The 22,427-nt window shown below is 56.1% G+C and carries 22 protein-coding genes; 9 read left to right on the top strand and 13 right to left on the bottom strand.

What is annotated here, in order from left to right; genetic code table 11:
* The first annotated feature begins 209 nt into the window (after nt 1–209).
* The 8 genes from C8N36_RS18875 to C8N36_RS18840 all read left to right on the top strand — a co-directional run bounded on the left by C8N36_RS18875 (nt 210) and on the right by C8N36_RS18840 (nt 7,411).
* Complete coding sequence (locus C8N36_RS18875) at nt 210–416, top strand: hypothetical protein (RefSeq protein ID WP_097806346.1); 207 nt, start codon at nt 210–212, stop codon at nt 414–416.
* Between the two features lie 133 nt (nt 417–549).
* Nucleotides 550–1,257: a methyltransferase gene (locus C8N36_RS18870; RefSeq protein WP_141468203.1), complete on the top strand. Its 708-nt coding sequence runs from the start codon at nt 550–552 to the stop codon at nt 1,255–1,257.
* A 206-nt stretch (nt 1,258–1,463) separates the two neighbouring features.
* Nucleotides 1,464–4,340 (top strand): monovalent cation/H+ antiporter subunit A, encoded by a 2,877-nt coding sequence (locus C8N36_RS18865; RefSeq protein ID WP_097806348.1) that lies wholly within the window; start codon nt 1,464–1,466, stop codon nt 4,338–4,340.
* 1 nt (nt 4,341) lies between these two features.
* Nucleotides 4,342–4,698: a Na+/H+ antiporter subunit C gene (locus tag C8N36_RS18860; protein ID WP_097806349.1), complete on the top strand. Its 357-nt coding sequence runs from the start codon at nt 4,342–4,344 to the stop codon at nt 4,696–4,698.
* Complete coding sequence (locus tag C8N36_RS18855; RefSeq protein ID WP_097806350.1) at nt 4,695–6,236, top strand: monovalent cation/H+ antiporter subunit D; 1,542 nt, start codon at nt 4,695–4,697, stop codon at nt 6,234–6,236. Before C8N36_RS18860 ends, C8N36_RS18855 begins: the two co-directional genes overlap by 4 nt.
* A gap of 1 nt (nt 6,237) precedes the next feature.
* Nucleotides 6,238–6,738 carry a Na+/H+ antiporter subunit E gene (locus tag C8N36_RS18850; protein ID WP_097806351.1) on the top strand — a complete coding sequence of 167 codons (501 nt, stop codon included), beginning with the start codon at nt 6,238–6,240 and terminating at the stop codon, nt 6,736–6,738.
* The gene (locus tag C8N36_RS18845) at nt 6,735–7,022 is read left to right on the top strand and encodes a K+/H+ antiporter subunit F (RefSeq protein WP_097806352.1); all 288 of its coding nucleotides are present in this window, start codon (nt 6,735–6,737) and stop codon (nt 7,020–7,022) included. The genes C8N36_RS18850 and C8N36_RS18845 overlap by 4 nt, the downstream gene beginning before the upstream one ends.
* Complete coding sequence (locus C8N36_RS18840; RefSeq protein ID WP_097806353.1) at nt 7,019–7,411, top strand: cation:proton antiporter; 393 nt, start codon at nt 7,019–7,021, stop codon at nt 7,409–7,411. Before C8N36_RS18845 ends, C8N36_RS18840 begins: the two co-directional genes overlap by 4 nt.
* Before the next feature lie 327 nt (nt 7,412–7,738).
* On the opposite strand, the gene C8N36_RS18835 is transcribed toward C8N36_RS18840, so the two are convergent.
* The 10 genes from C8N36_RS18835 to C8N36_RS18790 all read right to left on the bottom strand — a co-directional run bounded on the left by C8N36_RS18835 (nt 7,739) and on the right by C8N36_RS18790 (nt 17,672).
* Entirely contained in the window at nt 7,739–8,491 is a 753-nt protein-coding gene (locus tag C8N36_RS18835) for an SDR family NAD(P)-dependent oxidoreductase (protein WP_097806354.1), read from the bottom strand.
* Nucleotides 8,492–8,516: 25 nt separating this feature from the next.
* On the bottom strand, nt 8,517–9,254 hold the full coding sequence (locus C8N36_RS18830) for an SDR family NAD(P)-dependent oxidoreductase (protein WP_097806355.1): 738 nt from the start codon (nt 9,252–9,254) through the stop codon (nt 8,517–8,519).
* Complete coding sequence (locus C8N36_RS18825) at nt 9,251–10,354, bottom strand: ABC transporter ATP-binding protein (RefSeq protein WP_097806356.1); 1,104 nt, start codon at nt 10,352–10,354, stop codon at nt 9,251–9,253. The genes C8N36_RS18830 and C8N36_RS18825 overlap by 4 nt, the downstream gene beginning before the upstream one ends.
* Nucleotides 10,354–11,253, bottom strand: coding sequence for a carbohydrate ABC transporter permease (locus tag C8N36_RS18820; RefSeq protein ID WP_097806357.1), 900 nt, complete (start codon nt 11,251–11,253; stop codon nt 10,354–10,356). Before C8N36_RS18820 ends, C8N36_RS18825 begins: the two co-directional genes overlap by 1 nt.
* Nucleotides 11,250–12,185 (bottom strand): carbohydrate ABC transporter permease, encoded by a 936-nt coding sequence (locus C8N36_RS18815; protein WP_097806358.1) that lies wholly within the window; start codon nt 12,183–12,185, stop codon nt 11,250–11,252. Before C8N36_RS18815 ends, C8N36_RS18820 begins: the two co-directional genes overlap by 4 nt.
* 69 nt (nt 12,186–12,254) lie before the next feature.
* The gene (locus C8N36_RS18810; RefSeq protein ID WP_097806359.1) at nt 12,255–13,517 is read right to left on the bottom strand and encodes an ABC transporter substrate-binding protein; all 1,263 of its coding nucleotides are present in this window, start codon (nt 13,515–13,517) and stop codon (nt 12,255–12,257) included.
* Between the two features lie 102 nt (nt 13,518–13,619).
* Nucleotides 13,620–14,372 (bottom strand): SDR family oxidoreductase, encoded by a 753-nt coding sequence (locus C8N36_RS18805; protein WP_245910979.1) that lies wholly within the window; start codon nt 14,370–14,372, stop codon nt 13,620–13,622.
* 137 nt (nt 14,373–14,509) lie between these two features.
* Nucleotides 14,510–15,358: a fumarylacetoacetate hydrolase family protein gene (locus tag C8N36_RS18800; protein ID WP_097806388.1), complete on the bottom strand. Its 849-nt coding sequence runs from the start codon at nt 15,356–15,358 to the stop codon at nt 14,510–14,512.
* Nucleotides 15,355–16,665: a phosphopyruvate hydratase gene (gene eno / locus C8N36_RS18795; protein WP_097806360.1), complete on the bottom strand. Its 1,311-nt coding sequence runs from the start codon at nt 16,663–16,665 to the stop codon at nt 15,355–15,357. The genes C8N36_RS18800 and eno overlap by 4 nt, the downstream gene beginning before the upstream one ends.
* Nucleotides 16,662–17,672 carry a phosphotransferase family protein gene (locus tag C8N36_RS18790; RefSeq protein WP_097806361.1) on the bottom strand — a complete coding sequence of 337 codons (1,011 nt, stop codon included), beginning with the start codon at nt 17,670–17,672 and terminating at the stop codon, nt 16,662–16,664. Before C8N36_RS18790 ends, eno begins: the two co-directional genes overlap by 4 nt.
* 113 nt (nt 17,673–17,785) lie before the next feature.
* Between C8N36_RS18790 and C8N36_RS18785 the strand changes: the two genes are divergently transcribed.
* Nucleotides 17,786–18,766: a LacI family DNA-binding transcriptional regulator gene (locus tag C8N36_RS18785; protein WP_097806362.1), complete on the top strand. Its 981-nt coding sequence runs from the start codon at nt 17,786–17,788 to the stop codon at nt 18,764–18,766.
* 87 nt (nt 18,767–18,853) lie between these two features.
* On the opposite strand, the gene C8N36_RS18780 is transcribed toward C8N36_RS18785, so the two are convergent.
* Genes C8N36_RS18780 through C8N36_RS18770 form a run of 3 tightly spaced genes read right to left on the bottom strand, consistent with a single transcriptional unit; the run spans nt 18,854 to nt 22,324 of the window.
* Entirely contained in the window at nt 18,854–19,447 is a 594-nt protein-coding gene (locus C8N36_RS18780) for a cupin domain-containing protein (RefSeq protein ID WP_110767962.1), read from the bottom strand.
* Nucleotides 19,448–19,454: 7 nt separating this feature from the next.
* Nucleotides 19,455–21,335, bottom strand: coding sequence for a TRAP transporter permease (locus C8N36_RS18775; protein ID WP_097806363.1), 1,881 nt, complete (start codon nt 21,333–21,335; stop codon nt 19,455–19,457).
* Nucleotides 21,336–21,394: 59 nt separating this feature from the next.
* A complete protein-coding gene (locus tag C8N36_RS18770) occupies nt 21,395–22,324 on the bottom strand; it encodes a TAXI family TRAP transporter solute-binding subunit (protein ID WP_211318262.1) in 930 nt (309 codons plus the stop codon).
* Between the last annotated feature and the right edge of the window lie 103 nt (nt 22,325–22,427).

The raw sequence follows: 22,427 nt of genomic DNA, 5'->3' as shown, positions 1-22,427 counted from the left end.
GGGCGCAATGAGGCACGCAGAAATCGGCAGAGGAACAGGACCTCGCCATATCAGATGACCTCTTAAGGCAACCCTATCAGGATATCCACCGGCGTCGCCGCCGCTGGATCGGGGACTGCGGCAAATTGCGTTCCTGCCTGAAATTTTTCGACGGAAACACTCCTTGCTATGCGTGAAAGGCATGTCCGTTCCAAAAAAGGCCCCTGACCATGTCCAACCGCAATCAGATTTTACCGCTAAGCAGTGCCATTGTGCTGGGCATGTTGTGCGCCGGTGGTTTGCTCACATCGCAGGCGCAATCCAGCGGCTGGCAAGCAGGGCCATCCGTTTTTGCAGGCCCAGTGGAGGCAGACATCAGCCAGCAGTGGACCGCAAACCCGGATACGCATTTACGCCGCCTTTTGGCGCAGAACTAAACCGGCAAGGTGCGGATGGGCAAATTCAATTCGTGTATCTGGGCCCGCTGAAAAGATCCTATGCCAAAGACCCCCAAGCGGGCTATTGTGTGGCGGCGCACCCAAAGGCGCATCGACCAAGCTGGGGGGCATCATGGGACGGCTGGAAGAAATCCGATTCAAAGCGACCTACCGAGAGATCTTCAAAGGTCAGTTGTTACATCTGGGGCTGATTATCCTTTTGGTCTCGGGGGCTTTTTACTGGCTGATCGCCTTGCCGACAGGTCCGGCGGCCTTGGGAATGACAGCCCGGGGTTGGGCGGTTGTCTCGATCATTTTGGCCGTTGTGCACCAAGTGATTGTCGCCATCGTTTTCCGGTTCGAGCTGTACACAGGTGCAATGACCCGCCTGTTTCACGAGAGGGCCTTGCACGTGTGGGCGGTGGTTTTCATGCCGCTTTTGATCGCGCGGCCCTTAACGATCATATGCGTTGGCTGGCTGGATACGGTGCCAATCACCGGCTTTCGCGGGGCGGAAATCGGGCTGGGCATCGCGCTGGTTGCGGTGGCAGTGGCGACGCTGCATTCTGTCGTCAAATATTTCACCATTCGCCGCGCCCTTGGGGCGGACCATTTCGACAATGCGGTGATTGCCATGCCTTTTGTCAAACGAGGGATGTTTAAATATACGGATAACGGCATGTATGGGCTGGCCTTTTTGGGCCTCTGGGGCATTGCTCTGCTCTTTGGCTCTTGGAACGCGCTGGTCGTGGCATTTTTTCAGCACGTCTATATTTGGGTGCATATGGTTCTGACCGAACAACCGGATATCGACCGAATTTATGGCAGCCGAACCGATTAACGCTGCCCACCTAATTCAACCTGAAGCAGATATTTAGTCAAAATTTCCCGCCTGCAAACGGTCTTTTGCCACCAAGATCGGTCGCCAAAGGGTAAAATTTGGGGAATATCCGCGCAGATGCCGATTTTATTCGCCGCTTGCCCTTGAGGTTTTGCCGGATCAACGGACATTAAGGCACATAAGAAACCAACAGATCAGGAGTTCGCGTGTCCCTCTTCTTTATCGTTGCTTTGCCGTTCTTTGGCGCACTGCTTCCTGGTCTGATGAATTCCGCCGGTCGGGCCGCAACCGCTGGCGTGACTTTTACCGTTTCATTGGCGGCCTTTTTGGGTTTGCTGACAAATCTTCCGTCTGTTCTGGCCGGCGAAGTGGTTGTGGCGCGGGTCGATTGGATGCCGCTGCTGGGCCTTAACTTTTCGCTGATGCTGGACGGGCTGGGCTTTTTCTTTGCCTTGCTGATTTTGGGCATCGGGCTTTTGATTATAGCCTATGCGCGCCACTACCTGAGCCGCGACGACAACATGGGGCAGTTTTTTACCTATCTGTTGCTGTTTCAAGGCGCGATGGTCGGGATCGTACTTAGCGATAACATATTGCTTTTGCTGGTTTTCTGGGAATTGACCTCACTGTCTTCCTTCTTGCTGATCGGCTATTGGAAACACCTGCCCGAAGGGCGTCAAGGCGCGCGTATGGCCTTGACCGTGACCGGAATGGGCGGGTTGGCAATGATCGGTGGGATGCTGATCTTGGGCCAGATTGTTGGCAGCTATGACCTGAGTGTCATTTTACAGCAGCGCGACTTGATTCAGGCCGATCCGATGTATGTGCCTGCCTTGATCCTGATCCTGCTGGGATGTTTCACCAAATCAGCACAATTTCCGTTCCATTTCTGGTTGCCGCACGCGATGGCCGCCCCGACGCCGGTTTCGGCCTATCTGCATTCCGCCACGATGGTAAAAGCGGGTATCTTTTTGATGGCGCGCATGTGGCCGGTTTTGTCGGGCACACCGGAATGGGTGATGATTGTCACCTCGGCTGGTTTGATCACGATGGTTCTGGGCGCTGTTATCGGGTTGTTCAAACATGATCTCAAGGCGCTTCTGGCCTTTTCTACCGTCAGCCATTTGGGCCTGATTACCATGCTGTTGGGCACCGGCACCGCCTTTGGCGCGATGGCCGCGATGTTTCACATTCTCAACCATGCGACGTTCAAAGCGGCGCTGTTTATGTCCGCCGGCATTATCGACCACGAAGCCCACACCCGTGACATCCGGCGGTTGGGCGGGCTGCGCAAATTGATGCCGGTGACCTTTGTCATTGCGTCTTTGGCGGCCTTGTCGATGGCGGGGATTCCGCTTCTCAATGGCTTCTTGTCCAAGGAAATGATGCTGGAAGAAGCGCACCATACCGTTTTGTTCGACACGCCTTGGCTGGTGCCCGGCTTGGCGACATTTGGCGCGTTGTTCTCGGCAGCTTATTGTTTCCGCCTTATCGGGCATGTCTTCTTTGGACCTGTGCGCGACGACTACCCCGCAAAACCGCATGATCCGGGTGCAGGCCTGTGGCTGCCGCCTGCTATCCTTGTATCGCTGGTGGTTTTGATCGGTGTCGCGCCTTTTGTGGCCGAACCCTTTGTCAAATTGGTCACGGCGTCGGTATTGGGCACCGCAGCCGAGGTGCCGGACGCGCATTTCAAAATCTGGCACGGGTTCACGCCAGCGCTGTATATGTCAATCATCGCGACGATTGGCGGTCTGGTGGTCTTGGCGCTGTTCAAACCGGCGCTGCGGCTGTGGGATGCGGCCCCGCGCCCCGAGGCCAAGGTGATTTTCGACGCCATTGTTGCGGCCGCCGTCGGCCTTGCGCGCAAGCTGATCTTGCCCCTGCACAACGGGGCGTTTACCCGCTATGCCGCGATCGGGTCGGTCGTTATTGTCGCGGTTGGCTACCACGCTTGGACAACAGGTACGGTTGCCCCCCAAACCCGTGACATGTTGCCCGCAGGGCCCGTTCCGATTGCGGGATGGTTGATGTTGGTGGTTGCGACCATTGGCTTGGTGTTCATGCATCGCAACCGGTTCTTGTCACTGATCCTGATCGGGATTGTTGGCCTGATGGTTTCGGTTGGCTTTGTCTTCTTTAGCGCGCCGGATCTGGCGATGACGCAGTTCACCGTCGAGGTGGTTACGATTATCCTGCTGCTGCTGGCGCTGAACTTCTTGCCCAATCAGACTCCGATCGAAAGCTCGGCCTTGCGCCGTGCGCGCGACATCGGTGTTGCGGTGATCGGCGGGCTTGCCGCCTTTGGGCTGTCCTACCACTTCATGCTGCGTGATGCAGTCGCCACGCCTATTTCCGAATTCCATCTGGCAAATTCCTACAAAGGCGGCGGCGGCACCAATGTGGTCAATGTCATCCTTGTCGATTTCCGTGGCTTTGACACATACGGCGAAATCATCGTACTCGGGATTGCGGCCTTGTTGATCTATGCGCTGACGGAAACTTTGTTAGATGGGCCGGTGCGTGCACGCCTGTTGAACCGCAAACCGACCCATCGCCGCGCAGGGGACGAACATCCGATGATGATGGTTGTTCTGACGCGGGGCATTATGCCTGTGGTTTTGATGGTTGGCTTTTACATCTTCTTGCGCGGTCACAATGATCCGGGCGGCGGGTTTATCGCCGGTTTGATTGTGTCGATTGCGGTTGTCATGCAATATATGGCCAGCGGTTTTGGCTGGGCCTCGGCGCGGTTGAAATATCCCTATCACGGCGTTATCGGGGCAGGTGTACTGATCGCAGGGCTGACCGGCATCGGGGCATGGTTCTTTGGCAAACCGTTCCTGACATCGGCCTTCACCTATGTCCGCATTCCGCCGTTCTACAAATTCGAACTGGCCACTGCGGCGCTGTTTGACCTTGGCGTTTTCCTTGCTGTGGTCGGTGCGGTGATGCTGTCGCTCGAAAGCTTCTCGCGTCTTGCACGGCAGGCGACCAGCGGCCCAAGCAACGAACATCCGATGGATATTGACCCGTCGCGGGATGAAGACCCGCAAGAGACATCCGAAAAGGAGGCCGTGTAACATGGAATTGCTTGTTGCGACCGCCATTGGCATCTTGACCGCAGGAGGTCTGTATCTGGTCCTGCGCTTGCGGACTTTTCCGGTGATTTTGGGCATGTCCTTGCTGACTTATGCGGTGAACGTCTTTTTGTTCACCACAGGCCGTCTAAGCGTTGGTGCGCCGCCTATTTTGCGTGACGGGGTGGAGGTTTATACCGACCCGCTGCCACAGGCGCTCGTACTGACGGCCATCGTGATTTCCTTTGGCATGACCGCTGTTGTGGTGATGATCGGCCTTGGGGCGTTCCTTGGGTCAGATGATGACCACGTTGATGACCAACCCGAGACGGACCAAAGCACCTCGGAGGGCCAATCATGAGCCATTGGATCGCAGCCCCGATTATTCTGCCCGCGTTTGTTGCGCCGTTTATTGTGCTGTCGGCACGGTATCACATTGGCATTCAACGTGTTTTGTCTGTCTTTGGCGTCTTGGCCCTGATCGTGATTGCCGCCTCACTGGCGCTGGACGCCTCGGATGGCACCATCACCCTATATCAAATGGGCGACTGGGCAGCGCCCTTTGGCATCGTTCTGGTGGGCGATAAACTATCCACGATGATGGTCCTGCTCACAGCGGTTCTGGCGCTGTTTGTGTTGCTTTATGCAATCGGATCGGGCTGGGACAATCGCGGCTGGCACTTTCACGCGCTGTTCCAGTTTCAGCTGATGGGGATCATGGGCGCCTTTCTGACCGGCGACCTTTTCAACCTGTTTGTCTTCTTCGAAGTCTTGTTGATCGCATCTTATGGCCTGATGATCCACGCGGGCGGCACCAAACGGCTTAAGGCTGGTGTGCAATATGTCTTGTTCAACCTGATCGGCTCGACGCTGTTCTTGTTCGCGCTTGGGTCGATCTATGCCGAAACCGGCACGCTGAATATGGCTGATCTTGCCAACCGCGTGGCCCTGATTGGCGCAGATGAAACGGTGGGTATACGTGTCGCCGCTGTGCTGCTTTTGATGGTCTTTGCGATCAAGGCCGCGCTCGTGCCGCTGCACTTTTGGTTGCCCTCCAGCTATGCCGAAGCGCCTGCACCGGTGGCGGCGCTGTTTGCGATCATGACCAAGGTTGGCGCCTATGCGATCATCCGCGTGTATACCATGATCTTCTCGCCGCAGCTTGAGGCAACGGCGGGCCTGTTTGATGTCTGGCTCTTGCCGGCAGCTTTGGTTTCGCTGGCGCTGGGGATGCTCGGTGTGCTTGCAGCCAAAAAACTGGATCGTCTTGTCGCCTTTGCCGTCATCGGATCGATGGGCATGGTGATGATTTCGATTGCGCTGTTCACACCTGCGGGCATTGCCGCCGCGCTTTATTATATTGTGCATTCGACATTTGCCGGGGCCGCCCTGTTCCTGATCTCTGATCTGGTGCGCAGCAGCCGCGCCAATGTAGACCTGACCGCACAGCCGGTGATGTCTGGCAATGCACTGACAGCGGGTCTGTTTTTTGTCGGAGCCATCGCGATGGCCGGTTTGCCGCCATTGTCCGGGTTCTTGGGCAAACTGTTGATCCTTGATGCGGCTTATGACAGCGATCTGATGGTGTGGATCTGGGTGGTTGTGCTGAGTTCAAGCTTGGTCAGCATTTTGGGATTTGCCCGCGCGGGCAGCATTCTATTCTGGAAAGCACACAGCGTACCCGCCCCCGACGGCACAGAGCCGATGCCTAGCCCATCGCCTCTGTCCTATGTTGCCGTGGGCGGTTTGATCACACTTTTGGCGGCGCATACGGTCTTTGCAGGGCAAGTGCATGGCTATACCAGCACCATCGCGGCGCAATTGTTCACGCCGGAACCCTATATTTCCACCGTCGTTGAAACGCCCGGAAAACTGAGCACACCGAAAGGGGATCACTGACATGGCGCGCGCAGTTCAATGGCTTTTGCCGCACCCGTATCTGACGCTTTTGTTGGCTGTGGTCTGGATGCTTTTGCAAAACGACTTTTCCGCCGGAATGGTCGTGTTCGGTATAATCCTAGGGATCGTTATTCCCCGCATCACCTCGATTTGGTGGCCGGACACGCCCAAGGCCTTTCACTTAGGCAAAATGATGCGCTATTCGCTGATGGTGATGTGGGACATTATGGTCGCCAACGTTGAAGTGGCCTGGATCGTCATTTCCGTTCCCAATTCCAAGCTGAAACCGGCATGGGTTGTGGTGCCGTTGGATCTGCGCCAACCAGAGGCGATTACCCTTCTTGCCGGAACCATCACGCTTACACCGGGCACAGTGTCTGCGGACCTGTCGGACGAAGGCCACAGCCTATTGGTTCATGTGCTGCACACAGATGATCCGGACGGGATCGTCGACGATATCAAAACCCGCTACGAGCGCCGCTTGAAGGAGATTTTCCAATGATTGCAGCACAGGGTTTGTTAGATATTGCGCTGGGGGTTGTGTTTGTCACACTGGTGCTGGGGCAATTTTTGTCGATGGTCCGTTTGGTGATGGGCCCGACATCCGGCGACCGAATTCTGGCACTTGATACTATGGTTATAAATGCGCTGGGGCTTGTGGTCGTCTTGGGCATTAAACAAGGCGTGCAGATCTACTTTGAGGTATCGCTGCTGATCGCGATGTTGGGCTTTGTCTCAACCGTTGCGATGGCGCGCTTTATTTTGCGGGGGGACATCATCGAATGACCGTTGAGATTATCGGAACATATGCCACTGCAATTTTGCTGTTGATCGGGTCGGGTTTTGTCGCTGTCGGTGTGATCGGGCTGCTCAAGTTCAACGATTCCATGACGCGTCTGCATGCGCCGACAAAAGTCGGGACCGTTGGCATCGGCGCGCTTCTGCTGGCCTCGGTGGCGCACTCAATGGTGCTGGGCGAACTCTCGATGCACGAACTGCTGATTATGGCGTTTCTATTTGTGACGGCACCCATTTCGGCGAACTTTATCGCCAAGGTGAACATTCACCTGCGGTCTTGCGAAACACCGCCATCGCCGCCGCTCGACGACACTTGGGCAACGCTGAATGCACCCGATGACGGCGAAGACACGACACAAGGCGCAAAGTCCGCGTGAACCAACCGGATCGGCGACATGCTGTTGCAAATCATGTCGCCGGGTCATGTGAGACACATGACCCGTGACGTCTTTTGCGCGCCAAACCGATCCAATAATGAGAATTATGTTAAGAAGAATTCGTTGCTGATTTAAGACCAGGCGCTTCCATCATCGCCCTCGCTTTGCCCAAAGAAGCCAAGCCAACGCTAGGTTCAATCTCACACGCTCTCGCCCGGCTTCGGTACTCATTGCCTCATTACATCAATGTCGCTGTCGCGGATCCGCGTGAAATGACATGCTGGCACCCCCAAGCGCATAGCGGGAATGGAGGCATGCGCGGACAGTTCAATAGGTTGCCCGGCCGCCCGACAGGTCAAACACCGCCCCTGTTGAGTAAGAGCATTCCTCGGAGCACATCCAACCAACCATGGCAGAGATTTCATCGACGGTGCCCATGCGCCCCATTGGAATCTTGGCGAGCATGTAGCCAATCTGTTCTTCGGTGACGTCATCCAGCATCTCGGTTTTGATGACAGCGGGGCAAATAACATTGGCGCGGATGCCACTGGTCGCCAGCTCCTTTCCGAGACTTTTGGTTAGCCCGATTACGCCCGCTTTGGACACCGAATAGGCGGACGCATTGGGGTTACCCTCTTTGCCCGCCATCGAGGCAATATTGACAATTCGGCCATAGTCACCCTGCTTCATATAGGGAACAATCGCCCGGCAGGTGTGAAAAATACCGTTCAGATTCACATCAATGACCGCAGTCCACGTTTCTAGCGGATACTCGTCCAGCGGTACATTTACCCCGGCAATTCCGGCCGCATTGACCAGAATATCAATCCCGCCCAATGCTTGAGCCGCCTCTTTGGCACCCGCTTCGACACTGGCATAATCGGCAACGTTCACCACCTGGGAACTCACTTGCCCAAAGGATGACAACGCCTTTGTCGCGGTGTCTAGAGTATCGCCTGAAATGTCCCACAGCGCCACTGAAGCACCGCTTTCCAGAAATCGTTTGGCAAAGGCAAAACCCATACCACGCGCACCGCCTGTGATGACCGCGCGTTTGCCATTTAAGTCTAGTTTATTCATGTCTTTTCTCCAATCTTGACGCCGGTCATGTCCATCCACCGTCAATCGTAAATTCTTGGCCCGTACACATGGCGCTGTCGTCCGCAGCCAGAAAGGCGACAAGCGCGGCTGCATCTTCGGGCGCAATCAAACCGCGCAGGGGCTGCGCAGCCGCCAGTTGTTTTGCACCTTCATGGTCAAAATGTTCGGTTTTTTGGCGCTCTGTCATAACCCAACCGGGCATTACCGTGTTCACCCGCACACCCGCAGGGCCCAAAATCCGGACAAACGAACGGGTTAATCCATGGGCCGCGGATTTGGCCGTTGTATAGGCAGGCATGGCGGCATGTTTGACCTTCCACGAGATCGACCCGATGTTGATAATGGAGCCATGTCCACGCGCAATCATGCCATCGGCCACCGACTGGATTGCAAAGAACGACGGGCGCAGATTGACCGCAAAACGCGCATCCCAATCATCGGATGTAAGAGTGCGCCAGTCATGGCGCGTGTCGTTGGCAACGTTGTTCACAAGGATATCGACTGCGCCAAAATCCCCGATCGCATCTTGCAAGGCCGTGATGTCCGTCACGTCCACATGCGCAAACTGTGCACCGGTTTCTTCGGCCAGCGCTTCACCGTTTTCATGGTCAATATCGAGAAAGCAGACGGCGGTGCCCTGATGGCACAAGTTGCGGGTAATGGCCGCGCCAATTCCCGTCGCCCCGCCGGTCACAAAGGCGCGCCTTCCAGTTAGGCTTGGATAGGAAGCAAACTCCGTCATTCCGCCAACCCGCGAATACGCACGCCTTCTGTGTCGAAAAAGCAGGCCTCATCTAGTGACAAAGACAAGGTGACGTCATCGTCTTCCTCGGGACGGAATTTTGCGTTCAACACCCCGACCAAAGACTTGCCCGCAACCGAAAAGACAACCATCGTATCCGGCCCCGTCGGCTCGACGACATCCACATTGACCGTCAGTGTAAGCCCCGCCTCGCCCGCCGGGCGAAAATGTTCGGGACGCACACCCAAGGTAATCGTTTTGCCGATATAGGGGGCCAGTTCTTCACGCGTAGCACCAAACGGAAAGTCGATATCCGCCCCGTCGCCCCGATGTACGGCGGTGATAGCCCTTGCCCGACCTGTCACTTCAACGTCGATGAAATTCATCGAAGGCGATCCCATGAAGCCCGCGACAAACATATTCGCAGGTTTCTGGTAGATCGTATCAGGGTCGGCAAACTGCTGCACCACGCCGTCATTAATCACGACAATCCGGTCCGACAACGTCATCGCTTCAACTTGATCGTGGGTTACGTAGACGATGGTTTGCCCAAGCCGCTTGTGCAGCTTTTTCATCTCGGTCCGCATTTCGACCCGCAATTTCGCATCAAGGTTCGACAGCGGTTCATCAAACAAAAACAACTGCGGATCGCGCACCAAGGCGCGGCCCATCGCAACCCTTTGCCGTTGACCACCCGAAAGCTGGCCGGGTTTCCGATCCAACAAAGGTTCAATCTGCAACAGCTTGGCCACATCGGCGACCGCTTTGTCCTGCTCGGCCTTGGGAACCTTGCGGTTCTCCATCCCGAAGGTGATGTTTTGGCGCACAGTCATGGTTGGATAAAGGGCGTAGCTTTGAAACACCAAGGCGATATTGCGGTCCTTGGGGCTCAGATCAGTTACGTCGATCTCACCCAAGGTCAGTGTCCCGTGCGAAGTATCTTCCAACCCTGCAATGATCGACAACAGCGTCGATTTCCCGCAACCGGATGGACCAACAAGCACGACGAATTCGCCATCGCGAATGTCAAGATTCACATCCCGCAAGGCGATGACATTGCCATATTTCTTCCAGACGTTTTCAATATTGAGGGCGGCCATTATTTTACAGCTCCTTGAGTAAGGCCCCGGACGAAATAGCGACCGCCGAGAAAGTAGATGACAAGAGGGGGGATGGCGGCGATCAGAACCGCCGCCGAACCGAACCCGTATTCACTGACACCGGTGTCATTGGCGTTGAGGCTCATCAGGGCCGCTGTAATCGGGCGGAAATCAGACGAGCTGAACGTGATTGCGAACAGGAATTCATTCCAGATGAAGGTGAATTGCCAGATGATGGTTACGATTATGATTGGCGGCGACAGAGGGACAACAATCTTCCAAAACGTGCGAAAGAAGCCGGCCCCGTCGATCCGGGCCGCCTTGATCAGGTCATCAGGTAGATTGATCAGGTAGTTGCGGCAAAACAACGTGGTGAAACACGTGCCTTGGATGATGTGAACCAAGGACAAACCTACCAATGACTTGGACAGGCCCAACCAGCCAAGCGCAATGGCCCATGGCAAAAGCACGACCTGAGGCGGCAGAAAGACTCCGATTGTGATGGCGACAAAAATGAAGCCTGCAAAGGGCATTTTCCATTTGGTCAGCGCGAAACCATTTATCAACCCGATGGCCGTCGAAATGACCGTTGCAGGCACAACCATCAAAATGGACGCCCAGAAATAGGGCTTCACGCCGGTACAGCTTGCGTTGATGCAGGCCTCGCCCCAAGCCACCCCCCAGTTTTCAAGCGTCAACCGCGTCGGCCACCCGATGAAGCTTTCGCGCAAAATGTCATCGTTAAAACGGACAGAGTTCAGGATGATCACGGCCAAGGGCATCAGTACAAACAGCGCGAGCACAATGAGTGTGGCATAGAGTGCGATGCGCCCGACCACCTGAGATGGCCGCAATGGCTTCTTGCGATCTAGATTGGGAATAGTGTCGATGGCAGTCATTTCACAGCCCCCTTCTGGCGACGGATCACCCAATTCAAAGCAAGTATGGGAAGAAAGAGAACGACCAGGCCAATCAGCATCCAGACTGCAGCAGCGGCGCCCTGCGCCAGCTCACCGGCAGCAAACAGGCGGTCGTACACGAACATTGCCGGGAAAGTCGTCGAAATGCCTGGCCCGCCGTGGGTCAATGCCAGCACCAGATCAAACGTTTTGATCGCAAATTGTAGAAGGATGATGAAAACAGAAATCAGGACCGGCCATATCGTCGGCAAGATGATACGGCGGTAAATCTTGGCCATGCTCGCACCATCGATCTGACCTGCCTTCACCATGTCTGTGTCGACGCCGCGCAAAGCCGCCAAAACCATGACCATAACGAAGCCGGATGCGTGCCAGATACCAGCAATCACAACCGCATATATCGCGGTATCCCGATCGGTGATCAGGCTGAATTCAAAGCTTTCCCAACCGAGATTGCGAACAAAGGACTGAAGCCCCGTCGACGGGTTCAAAATCCATTGCCACGTGGTGCCCGTCACAACAAACGAGATCGCAATCGGGTACAAGAAGATAGACCGTAGCAGGTTCTCACCTTTGACCTTTTGATCCATCAAAATAGCCAAAAATATCCCAACGACGGTCGACAGCACAATATAGAGCACACCGAACAGGGCCAGGTTCCACACGCCTGTTGTCCAGCGCGGATTGCGCCACAAGCGGGTATAGGCATCGAAACCGGCAAAATCATAGACAGGCAAGATCGACGAATTGGTGACGGACAGGTAGATATTCCACAGCACAAAAACGAAGATGTATATCCCTGTCGCCACCATAGTTGGCAACAAAACGGCAATCGGAACCAGTTGAGACAGTCGCGCCGCGCGGCTTTTGGGCCGGGGTGCAAACGACGGAATTGTAACAGTTTCAGACATGGAATGCTCCGGATTCAAAGGGAAAGTGGGCCGCCCGTGAGAAGAGAAAGGCGGCCCGACAAAGCTGGATCAGTATTCGTTGATCACAGACTCCGCCATTCGGCGTGCAGCATCCTCGGAACTCATGTCGGATGTGATGAATTCGGAAATCACCGTGAACATCGCTTTGCGGAACTTCTCTGGGACGGCCATGTTATGCGCCATGGAACGTACGACGGTTCCGGCATCAGCCGCGGCCTTCAGATCCTTGATATTAAGATGCTGGCAAGGATTGAAATCATCCCCCAATTCAACGTCCATACGGGCCGGAATTGACCCTTTGGCAACGTTAAAGACCTTTTGAAATTCCGGCGTCATGATGGTTGAGGCCAGCAGTTTTTGACCTTCAACATAGTCCGGGTCGTTTTGCTTGAAGAAAACAACACTGTCCGAGTTCAAGATATAGCCGGGCTCACCGCTGTTCATCGGCGCACCGGAACACAGATAGTCCTTGCCGTATTCATAGCCGGCGGCGTTCATTGTGCCGATAGCCCAGTCGCCGTGGAAATAAAAACCGGCCTCGCCTTTCGCCATCATGTTCAAAGGTTCTTCCCAACCGCGACCGGGAAAGGCTTCGTCCATCCAGCCGACCATAAGCCGCAATTGGTCAAAGGCGGATTGCATTTCCGCGCTTTGCAACGCATCCAGATCCAGCTCGACAAACGCCTTGCGGAAGAGGTCAGTTGAAATGCCCTGCACGACGATCTCAAACAAAGTCCCGTCAATCCAGTCCTGACCACCGTGAGCAACAGGGATAATGCCAGCCGCCATCATCTTTTCAGCGACTTCATTGAATTCAGGCCACGTCTTGGGCAGACCGGTTGCGCCCACAGTGTCCATCGCGGACTTGGACGCCCACATCCAGTCAATGCGATGGATGTTCATCGGGACGGCAACCCATTCGCCATCGGGACGCATGACGCTGACCAGCTCTGGCGCAACCACATCTTCCCAGCCCTCGGAAGCCGCCAGATCATTCATGTTTGCAGTAAGCCCCGTATTGGCCCATTCACCAATTTCCGGCCCTTTTAGCTGAACAGCGGACGGCGGCGTGCCGGAAATCACGTCAGCGCGCAGGCGGGCAATCGTGTTTGACGTATGGCCGGGAACGGCGGTCTGGTTCCACGTCCCGCCGGCTGCGGTATACATGTCTCCCAGCTTGTTGATGGCATCCGCATTGGCACCTGAATGCCATTGGTGCAGGACGTTGGTTTTGGGTTCGGCTTGGGCCGCGCCTGATACAGCGATGGCGATTGCTGCGACGGTAATTCCCAGTTTCGTTGTTCGTTTCATTGTCAAATCTCCTCCAATTGACGGTTCGTGTGGTCTTCAAAATCGGTACGTTCACGTGAACATTTTTGCGCAAACGGCCCCGGTTTTGTCATCTGTGTTTGGCTAGATCATGATGCCACCATCGATCGCGATCGCCTGACCAGTGATCAGTGCGCTTTGGTCATTGGCCAGATAGGCAGCCAGTCCGGCGATTTCCTCGGGTGTCCCCAGCCGTCCGCTGGGCTGGCGGTCCAGAAAGAACGCCTCGGCCTCTTCACGGCTTCCCAAGGTTTCAGCCAACGCGTCCATCCGCTGCCGCAAGCTGGGGCTGTCCACGGTGCCGGGGCAGATCGCATTGGCGCGAATGCCGTATGTCAGGTAATCCGCCGCAACCGATTTTGTCAGGCCGATGACCCCTGCTTTTGTGGCTCCATAGGCCGCGCGGCGCGGAAACCCCTTGATTGACCCAACGACAGAAGCAATTGTGATGACGCTGCCGCCATTGGTTTTCATATGCGGAACAGCGGCACCCAAGACATGAAATGCGCTGTCCAGCGTGATAGACACCGACTGCTTCCATTCGGCGGCAGTACATTCTTCGATCGTGCCTTGGTGCACATAGCCTACGGCGTGGACCAAGACATCAATCTGGCCAAGCGCATCGAAATAGGCGTCAACGGCGGCTTGGTCTGTTGCGTCCAATGCCGCCGTGTGGCCACCCTCAAAATCAAAGAGCAAATCTGCATTTAGATCGGTGGCGTGAACAGTAGCGCCGTCAGTGGCCAATCGGTCAGCAATGGCACGTCCGATCCCCTGTCCGGCGGCTGTAACGACGGCCGTTTTTCCGGCCAGCGGTTGGGTGTTAGTGACAATCACGTGGCACCCCCCGTAGTCTGCACGACCTTTTTGGCAGTTTGGATCCGCTTTCGCAGGCGTACCTGTGTCAAACACCTGCTATCCCGTTTCAACAGAAACCCGCTCCTGCTTTTCAATCTGAGCTTCATGTCGGTCCCTTACAAATCAACAACGGTTTGGGTCTGTTTCCCCAGACCGTCGATGCCCAGTGAAACCACATCACCCTGTTTCAGCCAGACAGGCGGCTTCATGCCCGCGCCAACCCCCGGAGGCGTACCGGTGCAAATCAGATCGCCCGGCTCAAGACGTGTGAATTCAGTCATATAGCTGACGATAGTCGCCACATCGAAGATCATGGTGCCGGTGTTGCCGGTCTGCATCCTCTTGCCGTTCACATCGAGCCACATGCCCAATGACTGCACATCCCCTACTTCGTCAGGTGTGACCAGATAGGGGCCCGTCGGACAGAAATTCGGGAACGATTTTCCTTTGACCCACTGGCCCGAACGTTCCATCTGCCAAGCCCGTTCTGACAGGTCATTGACCACAACAAAGCCCGCGACATAATCCATCGCCTCGGCCTTGGGGATGTTCAGGGCAGGCTTGCTGATCACGATGCCCAGTTCGACTTCCCAATCCAACTTGGTCATTTTCGGACTATAAAGGATGTCGTCATTCGGGCCGCAATAAGTCGCGGTAGACTTGTTGAACAAGATCGGCTCGTTCGGGACAGGCAATCCGGCCTCGGCTGCGTGATCAGAATAGTTCAACCCGATGCACCAGATATTGAAAGGCTGTGCCACGGGCGGAGCCATGCGCATGCCCTCGATATTCGCAAGGGGCAGGGCCTTGGGGTCGGTTTCACGCAATGTATCAAGCAGATCTGCCGACAGGGTGCGCGGGCCAAAGTCATGCGCAATTGATGACGCATCGCGCGCAAGACCTTCATCATCCAGAATACAAGGGATCTTGGCACCGTAGCGGTCGCCATAGCGAACAAGTTTCATGCGGTTTCCTTTTGTTTTGCGCCCCACCAAGTGCGCGCCAGCGACGCACCTTTGACAAAGGCATCGCGCCCCAGCGTATCTTGAATGCGCAGGCATTCGTTCCACTTCACCATCCGCTCGGACCGCGTGAACGACCCGACCTTCAGTTGTCCGCCGCCCAGTCCGGTCGACAGATGGCTGATAGAGCTGTCTTCGGTTTCGCCCGAGCGGGCAGACACAATCGCCCCCCATCCCTGCGCGATGGCGGCATGGAATGTCTCGATGCTTTCACTGACGGTTCCGGCCTGATTCACCTTGATCAACACCGCGTTGCAGGCACCCTGCGCTGCGGCTTCATGGACCAGTTGCGCATTGGTCACCAGATAATCGTCACCAATGATCTGAACCTTGTCGCCAAAGCGGCGCGTAAATTCGATCATACCTGCGCGGTCGTCTTCGCCGACAGGGTCTTCGATTGAGGCAATGGGGTAGGCATCCAGCCAACCGCCCAGCAAATCGATCAAACCGGCGCTGTCCATCTTGCGGTCTTCCAATGCCAGATTGTAAGCGCCGTCCTTGCGGAATTCTGAGGCCGCGATGTCGAGCGAAATCACCACGCGCTCGCCCGGCACTTCACCGGCTTTTTCAATCGCTGCGACCAGCGTTTCCAACGCCTCTTCGTTGCTGTCGAACATTGGCCACCAGCCGCCCTCATCCGCAACACCGGCCAGCTTGCCCTTTTGCGCCATGATATCACCGGCGGCAAAATAGACTTCGTTGGTGATTTCCATCACTTCGTCGAAATCCCGCGCGCCGGGCACCATGATCATAAAGTCCTGGATGTCCACACGGCGGCCTGCATGGGCACCGCCCCCGAAAATCTGGATTTCCGGCAATGGTAGCGATGGTGTGGTGCCATACTGATCGGCCACATGCCGCCAAAGCGGTTTTCGGGCGTCCGCAGCCGCTGCGTGCAAAATCGCCAGCGACGTTGCAACAGTTGCATTGCCGCCCAGCATTTCCTTGAACGGAGATGCGTCCAAGGCCAAGATGGCCGCATCCGCCGCCCCCTGATCGTTTACGTCACGGCCTTTCAGCGCTTTCGCGATGGGACCGTTGACGCTGGCCAGCGCCTTGGCGACATTCTTGCCTTGCAACAGTTTCCCGCCGTCGCGCAAGTCAATTGCCTCGCGGGTTCCGCGCGATGCACCAGCAGGCGCAATCGCCCGCCCCAACACACCGTTTTCCAATACGACGTCGACTTCGACAGTCGGGTGGCCGCGCGAATCCCAGACCCGCCGCCCTTTTACTGACGCAATAGCTGTCACTTGCCATGCTCCTTTAGATGATCGTTCAGTCTTGCGACAAAAGAGGCGAGCGATGTGGCCGGGTTTGAAACCAGTCCCATTGCCAGCTGGCGCACCTGTGCACGCCCTTGTTCGTTCAGATATTCAACAGGCGATTTGCCATCGACCCTCCCCAGCATCAGCGCAGGCAAAAGACGGCAAATCCGTTGCTCCAGATCGTTGGTGGGTTCCCACATGACATGGGCGCTATAGGCCGCCCAAAACAAGCCGACATCACCCAACAATCGGTCACGCGATGTCGGCAGGTGGATCGCCTTGATCACCAGATGGTTCAGGCAAAACGACGGGTCAAAGCAGGCATCCCCCATCGTGGCGCATTCCGCATCCAACAGCACGGGACCGGAAGGTCGAAACAAAATATTCTTCGGGCTGACATCGCCATGTACCAAAACTTGCTGGCTGTTATATAAAATCCCGGCCAGCTCGTTCAGCGTTCCTACAAGCGCCGGATGGGCCTGCGCCGTAAAGGTTAGGTAGGGCTCGATCCGCAACGCCCGAAAATCATCACGGTTCTGAAAGGCGCTTTGGTCAAACCCGCGTTCAGCCGAAGCCGCGTGGATTCGCCCCAGCATGTCGCCAACCTTGGCCGCCTCGCCCTGATCCGGTGCCTCGGCCAACAGGGCTGTTTTCCAAAGATAGACGTCAGTGCCATCCAGAAATTCCATCGCAAAACCGTGCTGCCGTTCTGACCGGCCAAACAGGCGAACGGACGCGTTTGGACACACAGATGCGGCGACTTCGAGCCATGCGTATTCAGCAGCGTTGCGGTGCACGGGCGCATGCCAATCCGCAGCAACCTTCAGCTTGGGCAGGGCGAATTTCACACACAACGACTGATCCGCCAGATCCACACGTGCGATGTCAGACGCGACGCCGCCTGTCAGCGGTGTAACGGCCTCGATGGCACCCTTGGATGCGATCCCCAACTCCTCGATCAGGTCTGCGCAGCGGGTGTGCAATTCGGGCATCAATTTGCTCCTCCCAAGCAATGTTCACGTGAACAAATTCGCAGACATTGAAATTCCTGTCAAGACAACGTTAGGATATTCCGCTACAAAGCCCGCAAAACGAAGGATTAAATTTGTCCGAACGCGTCACGATCAAGTCCATCGCCAAGGATCTTGGCATATCGCATATGACTGTTTCCCGTGCGCTATCGAATCATCCGAATGTGATGAAGGCAACGCGCGATGCGGTGAAACAGCGGGCGCGAGAACTGGGATATGTCAAGAATGCTGCCGCCTCGGCAATGCGCGGCGACGAGACCCAGATCATCGGCCTGCTGCTGCCCAATATCGTCAATGAATTCTACGCGCAATTTGCGAACACAATGGCCCTTGCGTGCGAGGCAAAATCGCTCCAGCTGGTCATTCACCTGACCGGCGACAATATCGCCAACGAAGAAAAGGCGCTTGAAAGACTGCATCAGATCCAAGTGCAGAGGGTTGTGATGGTGCCCACCCCCGGCAAGTCGGAAAAATCCGTTCTGCATCTGCGCGATACCTCGGTCATTCAGCTGATCAGGCAACGGGATATCGGCCGCCCCACGCCAACGATCCTTGTCGATGACAGCCCTGCCATTCGCGACGCCGTCGCCCATCTTGCGGCACAGGGGCACCAACGTATCGCCTATATCGGCGCAGACAAAGAATTGACGTCGGGCCGCTCGCGCCTCGCGGCATTTCGAGAAGGGTTGAAACGGACCGAGCTGACGGAAATCCCGGAGTTGATTTGCACTGGCGGGCCGTCCAAGGAAATGGGGCAGACCCACGCCCGCCGGATCCTGAACGAAAAACGCGCCACCGCGATGGTCTGCGGCGGTTTTGAAATATCAAATGGTGCGCTAGGTGCTTTGATGGAAACCGGCTTGCAACCCTCTGAAAATCTAAGCTTTATCGGATATGGTGACCCGTCTTTCTACACATGGGTCGGCCGCGGCATATCCACGGTCGCAGTTCCGGTCGAGCCACTTGCCTACAAAGCCGTCGACTTGCTCACCGGCCGCGCCGATCCGGCGTCTGATCACATTCACAGGTTTGTCGCGTCTTTGATCGTTAGATAAACCGGATCAGACTTCCAGAACAAACTGGGCACGTCCGCACTACCGCCCGCACTGAGAAACCAATGCGGACGATTGGCTGTCAAAGCCTTAGGGCCGCGGCGGAATACCCTTGGCGTTTTCAGGATCAGCCGCACGGGTTGTGACGCCGTCGACCAAGACAAACATCATGGTGCAAGCTTCGGTGCCGCGATTGGCCCATGCATGATTGGTTCCGCGCTGAACCACAACATCGCCAGCCTTTAGCAAAACATCGTCTTTTTCCTCATCCATCACCATCCAGATTTCGCCGGTGATTACCATGGCGTAGTCAACAGAATCGGTGCGGTGCATCCACGGGTGGCGCCCCCCTTGCACGATGTTCGCACCAGCGCCCATTTCGGCAAAAGCCGCTGCGCCATCTTCACTGCTCAGTTTGGCCATGACTTCGGGGTCTTCGGGCAAAAACTCGACGCAACGAAAAACCGATCCGTTCTTGGGCGGGTGCAAAATGAACGGACCTTCGCATGTTTCGGTTGCACCGTCATATTCAGCCGGTGTGCCGTCCGAGAGCCAGAAGTTGGTCAGACGCACGCCCGGCCGGTTTGGCCGTTCAAGGTACTGGGTTGCTGTTTGATCGGATTCGACGATGGCCACACCATTGGCGTCATGTCCGGTGACAACTCTACGAAATTCTCTGTGCATGGGGATCCTATTGGTTAGAGGGGTGCGGCATGGCGCGCTCAAAGGCGACAACCACTGCAAAAAGGGCAAATCCGATCAGGGCACTGGTCCAGTCCTGAAACAACAGACACAGCCCCGCGACAGCGCAGACACCGCGCCAAACCGGGGTCAGCGGGCGTGTGAGGCAGCCGATGATCGCCGCCGCAATCGCGACGATCCCCAGCGCAGTGGTGACAATCGCGGCCAAATTCACAGCCCAAGTGCCTTGCATCAAGATGCCGGGGCCATAAACAAAGGCAAAGGGCAGAACAAAGCTGGTCGCGGCATAGCTCGCCGCTGTCCACCCGACCTTGTTGATATTCGCGCCCGCAATCCCGCCCGCGACATAAGACGCCAGCGCAACAGGCGGCGTGATGGTGGAAATGCAGCCGTAGTAGAAGACAAAGAAATGCGCTGTCAAAACCGGCACATCAAGCCGGACAAGCGCCGGGGCCACAACCGTCGCCAAGATCAGATAAGCCGCTGTGGTTGGCAGACCCATCCCCAAGATGATCGAGGTGATCATGGTGAAAAACAGCGCCAGAAACAGATATCCGCCAGAAGCCACGTCAATCAGCGTCGCAATTTTAGAGCCAAGGCCCGTCACCCCCAAAATCCCCGCAATAATCCCCGCCGCCGCACAGGCCGCCGAAATCGTGACAACGCTACGCGCGCCTTCAGAAATGCTGGTCGCAACTTTCTTGAGGAACACCATGTCCAGCTTGCGCCGCCAGACCACATCCAGCGAAATCAATGCCGCCATCGCCCAAAGCGAGGCCATGAACGGGGAATACCCCATCAACATCATGGTGATCAGCGTGCCAAAGGCGGCGATGAACGGTCCGCCTTGCAACAGGACTTGGGACAGTGGACGGGTGTCTTCTTGGGCGGCTGTGGTCGGCTCGATGCCTGAACGCACAGCCTGAAGATGCACCACAACAAAGGCCGAGCCGAAGAACAGCAGCGCCGGAAGCAAGGCGGTCAGCATGATGTCAGTGTAAGGAACCCCGACAATTTCAGCCATGATAAAGGCAGCCGCCCCCATCACCGGCGGCATGATTTGCCCGCCAGTAGATGCCACGGCCTCAATGGCGGCGGCTTGGTGCGGGGCATAGCCTTCGCGTTTCATGATCGGGATGGTGACGGTGCCGGTGACGGCAACATTGCCAGCCGCCGACCCCGACACCATGCCAATCAGGGTCGAAAACAGCACCGCAGATTTAGCACTGGCCGCGCGCAGCCCACGGGTGCAGCGCACGGAAAGTTCGAAAAAGAAATCGCCTGCGCCAAAGTTGGACAACAGCGCTCCGAAGATGGTGAAAACGATAATATAGGTCGCCGCAACCCCGACAGGGATGCCGTAAACCCCTTGGGTATCGGTGGTCAAAACCAAAACGATCCGCTCAAGCGATGAGCCGCGCCCTTCCAGAACTCCGGGCAAATGGGGGGCCAAAAACGGATATAGAAAGAAAACCAGAGTGATGCCTGCAAGGATCGTGCCAATGCCGCGCCGCGCCGCCTCAAAGACCACAATCAGCAAGACCAACCCGGCCATATAGTCGCCCGTTGTGGTGATGCCGCCGCTAAAGGCGATCGCCTTCCATCGGCTGAGCATCCAAAAGCTGGCCGCAACCGTAGCTATGACAAAGACCAATGAAATAAGCGCATTCCACCGCGTGCCTGCCAGCCCTTCGGTCACAGGTTTGATCACAAACAACAGCGACAGGGCCAGCATCACATGTGTAACACGCATAGGCATTGTCGAAATGGACAACACGCCCGACACAACCAGTAGGTGGTAAAAGCCAAGGGCAAATCCAGCCAAAACAATAGCGTTTTGCAAGGTCACCCGGCGAAATATCGATGTCATTTTTAAAGCCAGTCCAGAAAAAAGGGCAAGGGGCCACTCAGGGCCCCTTGATCATAGTTTTAGCGGTTGAAATACGCCTGCGCGCCGGGGTGCAGCGGAATGGCCAGTTGCTGCGACATCGCCGGGTCAATCTGGCGGGCGTTGGCGTTTTCAGCCTGCAATTCCGCAAGGTTGTCAAAAATCGCAGCCGTGATCCGCTCAACCGTGTCGGCATCCAGCGAATTTGGCGCAACCAGCATGTTGCTGACACCGATCACTTTGCCGGCTTCGGCTGTACCGTATACATCCGTCGCAATGTCGACGCCCGAAAACGCCGAGTTGGTCTCAAGCGCTTTTTCCAACATACCTTCGGAGAAGTCGATGAACCGCAACTCTGCGCCCACGGTGGCTTGCATCACCGCACCTGCCGGATATCCGGACAGTGCCAAAGCCGCATCAACCGTGCCGTCGGTCAGCTGGCTGAAACCGTCCGCATAGGACACAAAGCTGGGCGTCAGGTCTTCGATATTCATGCCATGCAGCGGCATCAAGAAGTTCACAAAACCCAGTGTTCCGCCACCGGCAGGGCCAACCGCGACACGTTTGCCCTTGAGGTCTTCGAAGGTCTGGATGTCGCTGTCGGCCAGCACCATCATATGCAACACGCTTGGGTGCAACGCCGCTACCGCGCTCATTTCAATCGGGCCGGCCGCCTTGTAGGGGCCTTTGCCCGCCAGCGCCAAAGTCGCGAGGTTGTTGTTGGTGATTGCGATTTCCGCTTCACCCTGGGCAATCAGGTTCGGGTTTTGCACCGATCCGCCGGTTACGATTGGCACCATCGTGATGTCGTTGCCGGCATATTTGTTGACCACATTGGAAATGCTTTGCCCCATCGGGTAAAACGCACCGCCCAAAGAAGCAGTACCGATCCGCAACTCTTCAGCAGCGACAGCGCCGCCTGCAAAAGTTAGCACCGTGGCGGCGATCAGGCCTTTGACGTTCATATGCATAGAATCCTCCCATTCTCGGAAATTACACTAGGTCAACTTTTCAGGCTTTGCAATAAAATCGATAAAATAAGAAAAAGTACATTAAAACCGACTATTCAGAGGG

The sequence above is a fragment of the Pelagimonas varians genome, assembly GCF_003208435.1.
GTDB lineage: Bacteria > Pseudomonadota > Alphaproteobacteria > Rhodobacterales > Rhodobacteraceae > Pelagimonas > Pelagimonas varians.
This window is presented reverse-complemented; position numbering and strand designations above follow the sequence as displayed.